We start from the raw sequence: 7,549 nt of genomic DNA on the forward strand, positions 1-7,549 counted from the left end.
TCGTGTTAACCTGTTGTTAGGAATTGATAAATGCCTGAAATCAGGGACGAAAAATGACAGTGCCGCGGCGAATAAGCGGACCGTGCCGCCTCCGCAGAAGGTAATGCATTCTTGCAACAATGAGTCAGTTTTCGATCTAAAATGTGGCTTTCGGATTGCGGCAAGTTCCGTTTCTTGTTAGCGCTCAATCCATGAAGCAGATCGCACAGATTTTCCTTGTAGTTGTATTGCTGGGATCGAGCGGCAAGTTCGCTGATGCAGCCGAGCCATTTTTCATTCTTGACGCCATCAATCAGGCGGTAAAGACGAACCCAGGTGTCGGCGAGGCTTCAGCCAATCGCCGCGCCACCGAAGCCGAGTTGCGTCAGACCCAAGGTACTTTGCTGCCTCAGATTAGGCTGCAGGCGAATACCGGCCCCGAGATGTTGAACCGGGCGATCGTTCCAGCCCCGGCCGGCAATGGCTCCTATGTCAACGGCAGCGAGGCGTCGGTTACGGTGCGCCAACTGGTGTTCGACGGCTTTGCGTCGATCAACGACATCTGGCGTCAGGCTGCGCGCGTCGATGCTGCGGCGTTCCGGGTGCTTGAACGGACCGAACTGATCGCGCTCGATGCGGCCGAAGCCTATGTCGATGTGACGCGCTATTTGCGTCTGGTCGCTTTGGCCGAACAAAATCTCAAGGTTCATCTCGAACTGCGCGCCAATGTCCGCGCGCGTTTCGCTGGCGGGCGTGCCGGTGAGGGCGATACCCAGCAGGCGGAAGAGCGGGTGGCTGCGGCAGAAGCCGTGCTGTCGGATTTCCGCCTCAGCCTCGATTTCGCGCGCGCCAAGTATCGCAAGACCGTTGGTCTTGAGCCGTTCAATGTGCGTTTCCCCGGTCGCCTGCCGGATATGCCGGCAACCAAGAACGAGTCGCTCGACGTCGCCTTCAAGTACAATCCTACGATCCGTGCCGCCGGCGCAGATGTCGATGCAGCCAAGCGCGCTTTTGACTCGACCGCCGGCGCATTCGTTCCGAACGTCGCTCTGGAAGGCCGCGCGCTGCGCGGCAAGGATTCGATCACCTATCCGGGCAATCGCGACGAAGTCAGCGGCAAGGTTGTTGTGAGCTGGGATATCTTCCGCGGCGGTCAGGATGCGTGGAGGCGCGCCGAAGCCGGCGAACGCATGATCGAGCAGCAGCAGCGCCATGCACGCCTGCAGCGCGATGCGCTGGAGTCGCTCGACAAGGCATGGGCTGCGCGGACGATCACGACGGAACGTGCAGCAGCGCTGGTGCGTGAAGTTGAAGCGGCTCGCCGTACTTTCGTGGCCTACAACAAGGAATACGAGCTCGGTCAGCGCACGCTGATCGATCTACTGAACTCGCAGAATCAGTATTTCAACGCCAACGTCTCGCTGGTGTCTGCACGCGGCGTTACGGTGTTCGCCGACTATCAATTGCTGGCAGCTATGGGACAGTTGCTGTCTTATCTGAAGACCGGCAAGCCGCCGGAGTCTGAGCCGATCGAGAGCCGTGCATCCGGTCTGATCCCGTATCGCCTGCCGCCGATCCTGCTGACGGCGCCGGAGCCGGGATCCGAACCACTCAATACGGTTCTGCCCTTCCAGACCTGGAATTCACCTTTCGCCGCGGCTCTGGAACCGAAAGTCGTGCTGTTCGGTGATCGCTGGGCCTCCCAAGATCTGTCGAACGCCAACGCATTGTTCGTAACATCGGGCCAGGTCGGGCAGGGCGGCGTGTCGGCCGATGCTTCTGCGGGACGCCGTTAACCAATTAAGCAAGCGGATTTATAATCCGCGGTCGGGTTTACCGTAAGTTCAGCAATTCGTCCGAACCGCGAAATAGTACAGGCGCTCCGCAAGGATCGCCTGTAAAGCTGGCAAGTCATATTTTATAAGGCCAGTAGATCCGCGCACGGGTCATACAAGGCGCCTGGAATTTCCGAGGCTGCATTGAACATTCGCTCACCCCAGTTCGATATTGCAATGGACCTGCCGGCTGCGCCCGTAGCGGAGGTCGAGCATCAGCATGCCGATCCGTTAACGGACAGCCTGCTTTACCTAGCCGCGCATCACGGCAGAGCTGTCAGCCGCAGTGCCCTCCTTGCCGGTCTCCCGGTCGAGCGCGGCGTGCTGACAACGGCTCTGTATGAGCGCGCGGCGCAGCGGGCAGGCCTCGAGGCCGAACTGAACGAGCGGCCGCTCAAGGATATTCCTGCGCTGGTCCTGCCTGCTGTGCTTCTCTTTCACGACGGTTCGACGCGGATTCTGCGCGGCATCGATCTGGCGAGTGGCCGTCTGACACTGGCAACCCCCGTCGGTGACGGTGCGATCGCCATGGAGCGCATCGAAGCCGTCGAAGAGAAATATGCCGGCTTCGTCTATTTCGTCCGTCCGGCGTCCGTCAGCGATCCGCGCGCGATCGCCGCCGGCGATCTGCCGAAGGCTCACTGGTTCTGGTCCGTCGTCAGCCGGTTCGGCTCCAACTACAGCCATGTCGCCATTGCAGCTTTCATCGTCAACATGCTGGCGCTCGCCGCGCCGCTGTTCACCATGAGCGTGTATGACCGCGTCATCCCGAATGGCGCGATCCCGTCGCTGGTCGCACTTGGTATCGGCCTGTCGCTGGCGATCGCTTTCGACTTCCTGCTCAAGGTGGTCCGCAGCCGCATCATCGACATGACCGGCAAGAAGATCGACGTGGTGCTGGCGTCGAACATCTTCGAACATGTGATGGCGCTGAAGATGGACAAGCGTCCGCCCTCGGTCGGCATTCTCGCCAATCAGATGCGCGACTTCGACTCGGTGCGCGAATTCTTCACGTCGGGCACGGTCGTTTCGGCGACCGATATGATATTCGCGATCATCTTCATTGCGGTGCTGTTCGTGATTGCCGGGCCGCTGGCCTGGATCCCGCTGGCGATGCTGCCAGTGATGATCCTCGTCGGTCTCTTGATCCAGCGGCCGCTCGATCGGGCGATGAAGCGCCTGCAGGCGGAATCGGCCGCACGCCACGGCATCCTCATCGAGTCGCTGAACGGCATCGAGACCGTTCGCGCTGTCGCCGGTGAAAGCCGGGTACAGACAGTGTGGGAACGTTCCGTCGCAGCGACGGCACGTTCCAGCGAAGGCGTGCAGTTCTGGTCGTCACTGGCGATGACCAGTGCGAGCGTGGCGACGCAGCTCTGCAGTCTGTTGCTTGTCGTGGTCGGTGTGTTCCTCATTCTCGACGGCAAGCTGTCGGTCGGTGCGCTGGTTGCCGCCAATATGTTATCGGGCCGCATTCTCGGTCCCATCGCGGGCATCGCGGCTGTGATGACGCGCGCGACACAGACCATGTCGGCGCTGCGCTCGATCGATCGCCTGATGGCGACGGAGCGCGAGCGGCCGCCGGAAAAAATCTTCGTGGCCCGCGAGATCACCAAGGGCAGCATCGAATTCCGCAATGTCAGCTTTTCTTATCCGAACAGCCCGGCCAAAGCCCTCGATGGCATCTCTTTCCACGTGAAGCCGGGTGAGAAGATCGGCATCATCGGCCGGGTTGGCTCTGGCAAAACCACGGTCGGCCGTCTGGCGACGGCGTTCTATCCGCCGAGCGAAGGCAGCATCCTGATCGACGGCATCGATATCCGGCAATACGATCCGGCGGACTTGCGCGCCGGCATCGGTTTCGTGCTGCAGGACACCGATCTGTTCTATGGCAAGCTGCGCGACAACATCACGCTGGGCCGTCCCGATGCGACCGATGAGGAAGTGCTGGCTGCTGCAAGGCTGTCCGGCGTCGAGACCTTCATCGCCGGTCATCCGCAGGGCTACGATATGATGGTTGCCGAAGGCGGCCGTAGCCTGTCGGGCGGCCAGAAACAGGCGATCGGCCTCGCGCGTGTGCTGATCCGCAAGCCGCGCGTGTTGTTTCTCGACGAACCCACTGCGCATTTCGATGTGCGCAGTGAAGGTGAATTTCTCGATCGCCTCAAGACGCTTGCCAAGGGTGAGATGTCGATCATCGTCTCGACGCATCGCCCGTCGCTCCTGTCGCTGGTCGATCGTATCCTCGTGTTCGACAACGGCAAGATCGTCGCCGACGGTCCCGCCGATCAGATCCTGACGCGCTTGCGTCCGCAGCCGCAGGCTCCTCAAGCCGCGGGGAGGCCGGTCAATGTCGCAGTCTGATTTCGCATTTTCGAACGACGTTCGTGCGGCCATGGAAATGCGCACGCCGCGCACGGCGCGGATGTTGTTGATGACCGTCACCGGTCTGCTCGTCGTGTTCCTGCTCTGGGCGCATTTCGCGGTGCTGGATGAAGTGAAGCGCGGCAATGGCAAGGTGGTGCCGTCGCGCCAGACCCAGGTGGTGCAATCGCTCGAAGGCGGCATCATCAGCGAATTGTTGATCCAGGAAGGCGCGATCGTCAGGAAAGATCAGCCGCTTGCCCGCATCGAAGATACCAACTTCGCGGCGCAGTTTGGCGAAATCCGCGAGCGGCGTGGTGCCATGGCTGCCCGCGTGATCCGACTGGAAGCAGAGACCTTCGGCAAGACCAGCGTCGAGTTTCCGGAAGATCTCACAAAGCTTGCACCGCGTGCGGTTCAGACCGAACGCAGCGTGTTCGACGCCCATATGCGCAAGCTTGCGCAGGACATCGACGTGATCGCCCAGCAGGAATGGCAGAAGAAAAAGGAAATCGACGAGCTCCGTGCGTCGGAAACCCGCTTCTCCGAGACGCTGACGCTGCTGACCCGCGAAACCTTGCTGACGCGCCGGCTCTATGAGCAAAAGGTCGTTCCCGAGATCGAGATGCTGCGGTCCGACCGGCAGGCCACCGACATGCGCGGCCAGCTCGCGGTGGTGCAGGCAACCATGGTCAAGACCGAGGCTGCCGTGAAGGAAGCGCAGTCGCGGCTTTTGAATATCACCACGGCATTTCGTTCCACGGCGGAGGATGATCTTGCGAAATCGCGCGGCGATCTCGCGGTGCTCGACGAGAACATCAAGTCCGCGCAGGATCGCGTTCGGCGCACCGAACTGCGCTCGCCGGTCTACGGCATCGTTAACAGACTCAACGTCACAACGATTGGCGCGGTCGTGGCGCCTGGCGCCAGCGTGATGGAGATCGTACCGCTTGAGGATACGCTCCTGGTCGAAGGCCGCATTCGTCCGCAGGACATCGCCTTCATCCGTCCGGACCATGAGGCGGTGGTAAAGCTCAGCGCCTATGACTCCTCCGTCTATGGTTCGCTTCACGGCCGGGTCGAACGTATCAGCGCCGATACGATCACCGACGAGAAGGGCGACAAGAATGAGCGCGGCGAGACGTTCTACCGCGTCATGGTGCGTACCGAAAAGAACCACCTCGGCACTGCCGAGCAGCCGCTGCCGATCATTCCCGGCATGGTAGCGACAGTCGAAGTCCTGACCGGCAAGAAGTCGGTGCTGGATTATCTCGTGAAGCCTGCGCGCATGCTGCGCGACGAGGCGTTTCGTGAACGCTGATAGCGCTACGGAGCATCTCCGCTGCTCCGTATGTTACCTTGCTCCCAGTCCATTAGAGTCAACGAACTCTTAAAACGCAGGCTTCGCTAAAATTCGAGCGAATGCGTTGGTAGGCGATTGAGCGCGTTCAACGACATACAAGCACTGGTTGACGTGTTTTAACCGGCCTGAAGCAGCCCCCGATTTATCCCTGATGCCACAAGATCCGGACGGGGATCGACGCAATGACGTCGGCCGATGCTCCGGACAACGGGGCGTCAGTCATGTTGCGTATCGATCAGACGCGGGCATTCCCGCGTGCGCTGGGGTTCGTGCTCGCCGGTGTCGTAAGCGTCAGCGCTTGCGATGGAGCATTTGCAAAGTCACGCGCGAAGAAGACGGTGCTTGAACGCCCTGTCATGGATACGCCGAACGCGGGCATGACCGCGCCGCCGGTTCGGTTCTTCACGATCAACCAGGTGCTGGCCAAGCGCGACAGCGAGAACCGTGCAAAGCCCGGCAATATCGAACTCGCATCCTTGGACGCGTCGCAGGGATCAGATGCCAAGGTCATCAGCGATGCGCCGTCTCCGGCCGCGATCCTGCCTGCCACCAGCGAGGAGCCGTTCGGCCTGTTCACGTTCCGCGCGCCTGAAGGGCTGCTATGGACGAAATGGCGCGGTGTGGAAGCGCGTATGCGCGCCGACTTGAAATCGATCGAGGATTGCAAGGCTGATAGCGAGAACTGCGCCGCCGGTGCGCGCAAGTTTGTCGCCGTCACGCGTTCCGCCGCGGAGTTGGGTCTGCGCACACGCGTCGAGGCGATCAATCGCGACGTCAACTATGCGATCCGCTATGTCGGAGACTATCAGCAGCACGGCGTCGCCGATCTGTGGAGTTCGCCGCTTGAGACGCTGTCTGCGGGCATCGGCGATTGCGAAGATTATGCGATCGCCAAATTCGCCATGCTGGTCGCAGCGGGCGTGCCGGAGGCCGATATCAAGATGATGCTGGTGCGTGACATGGCGGTGCGCCAGGACCATGCGGTGCTGACCGTCCGTGTCGATGGACGCTGGCTGGTTCTCGACAATCGCTACTCCCGACTGTCGGAAACACGTGATCTGCCGCATTTCATGCCGCTTTTCGCTATCGACCACAAAGGCGTCAGCCTGTTCGCCGCGCCCTATGCCGCGCGTCCGCATCATGAGAGCGAAACCGACATGTTGCCCGCGGCCGAGGTGGACGGCTTCGGCGGCGGCTCTTCCTTGCCGCTGGCTCTCTGAGATAGTTCGACAACACAACGTCGACAATCGGTCTGATATCGACGTTTTATGCGCTTCGCGATCTTGTACTTCCGTGCATCTTGGGCTCTTAATGCCGCCAGGGTGAGGTCGACGAGGGGATTGAGATGCGCTTCAAGCACACGCTGTTGGGTTTGTTGGTGGCGGCCGGAATGGCTTCCGGTGCAACTGTCTCGCATGCCGAAGGCCTGCTTCCAGGCGCTGCATTCTCCGTCGATTGTCAGAATGGGGCGGTCTACAAGCTGACCTCGGGCCGGGTGACCTTTCCCGGTGATATCGTCACCGGCCACCTGTACCTGACCCCGCACCGTGCAATGCCTGTTCGCCTGATCCCGATGGGTGAGGGATATCGCTATGCAGGCCGTGGCGTATGGCTGGATGGCATTCGCGAGCACGCGCTTCTGTATCGGGCCAAGTATAGCCCGGTCGCGTGCGTCGTTACCCGCATCTAGACTTTTATCCTATCAATTATCTCGTGCGATAGCAGTCCTGCGATAGCGAGTTGCTTATCTGCGCAGCTTGCTGCTTCACGTCTGTGTCCGGAGAACAGGTCCGCGATCCCAGCGATTCGCGGAATGCGCACTGCAAATGGCGACCTTGCCATCTGGCCGTGACGCGAATGCGCTTTAAGCAACTGTCCCATTTCGAAATTTGCTCGCGAAGGGCGACCACTATGCGGCGGTTCGCGCCGCTGTCGATATCGGCTTGCGAAAGCAAATTCAGACGCCCGTCCAATATTGGCGGAGGTGCCTGTGGTTGTGAGCTGATTT

The 7,549-nt window shown here is 60.7% G+C and carries 5 protein-coding genes; all 5 read left to right on the forward strand.

All coding sequences use genetic code 11. The features are described from left to right. The first annotated feature begins 191 nt into the window (after window positions 1–191). The 5 genes from AB8B20_RS32015 (at window position 192) to AB8B20_RS32035 (ending at window position 7,231) form a co-directional block, all read left to right on the forward strand. Window positions 192–1,775 (forward strand): TolC family outer membrane protein, encoded by a 1,584-nt coding sequence (locus AB8B20_RS32015; RefSeq protein WP_439071091.1) that lies wholly within the window; start codon window positions 192–194, stop codon window positions 1,773–1,775. 216 nt (window positions 1,776–1,991) lie between these two features. Further along, a complete protein-coding gene (locus AB8B20_RS32020) occupies window positions 1,992–4,178 on the forward strand; it encodes a type I secretion system permease/ATPase (protein WP_089268213.1) in 2,187 nt (728 codons plus the stop codon). Beyond that, on the forward strand, window positions 4,165–5,499 hold the full coding sequence (locus tag AB8B20_RS32025) for an HlyD family type I secretion periplasmic adaptor subunit (RefSeq protein ID WP_116660556.1): 1,335 nt from the start codon (window positions 4,165–4,167) through the stop codon (window positions 5,497–5,499). The genes AB8B20_RS32020 and AB8B20_RS32025 overlap by 14 nt, the downstream gene beginning before the upstream one ends. A gap of 224 nt (window positions 5,500–5,723) precedes the next feature. Further along, a complete protein-coding gene (locus AB8B20_RS32030; protein ID WP_439071092.1) occupies window positions 5,724–6,761 on the forward strand; it encodes a transglutaminase-like cysteine peptidase in 1,038 nt (345 codons plus the stop codon). Between the two features lie 125 nt (window positions 6,762–6,886). Then, window positions 6,887–7,231 carry a hypothetical protein gene (locus AB8B20_RS32035; RefSeq protein WP_089268234.1) on the forward strand — a complete coding sequence of 115 codons (345 nt, stop codon included), beginning with the start codon at window positions 6,887–6,889 and terminating at the stop codon, window positions 7,229–7,231. Window positions 7,232–7,549: the final 318 nt, after the last annotated feature.

Source organism: Tardiphaga sp. 866_E4_N1_4 (genome assembly GCF_052076075.1).
Classification (GTDB): domain Bacteria; phylum Pseudomonadota; class Alphaproteobacteria; order Rhizobiales; family Xanthobacteraceae; genus Tardiphaga; species Tardiphaga robiniae.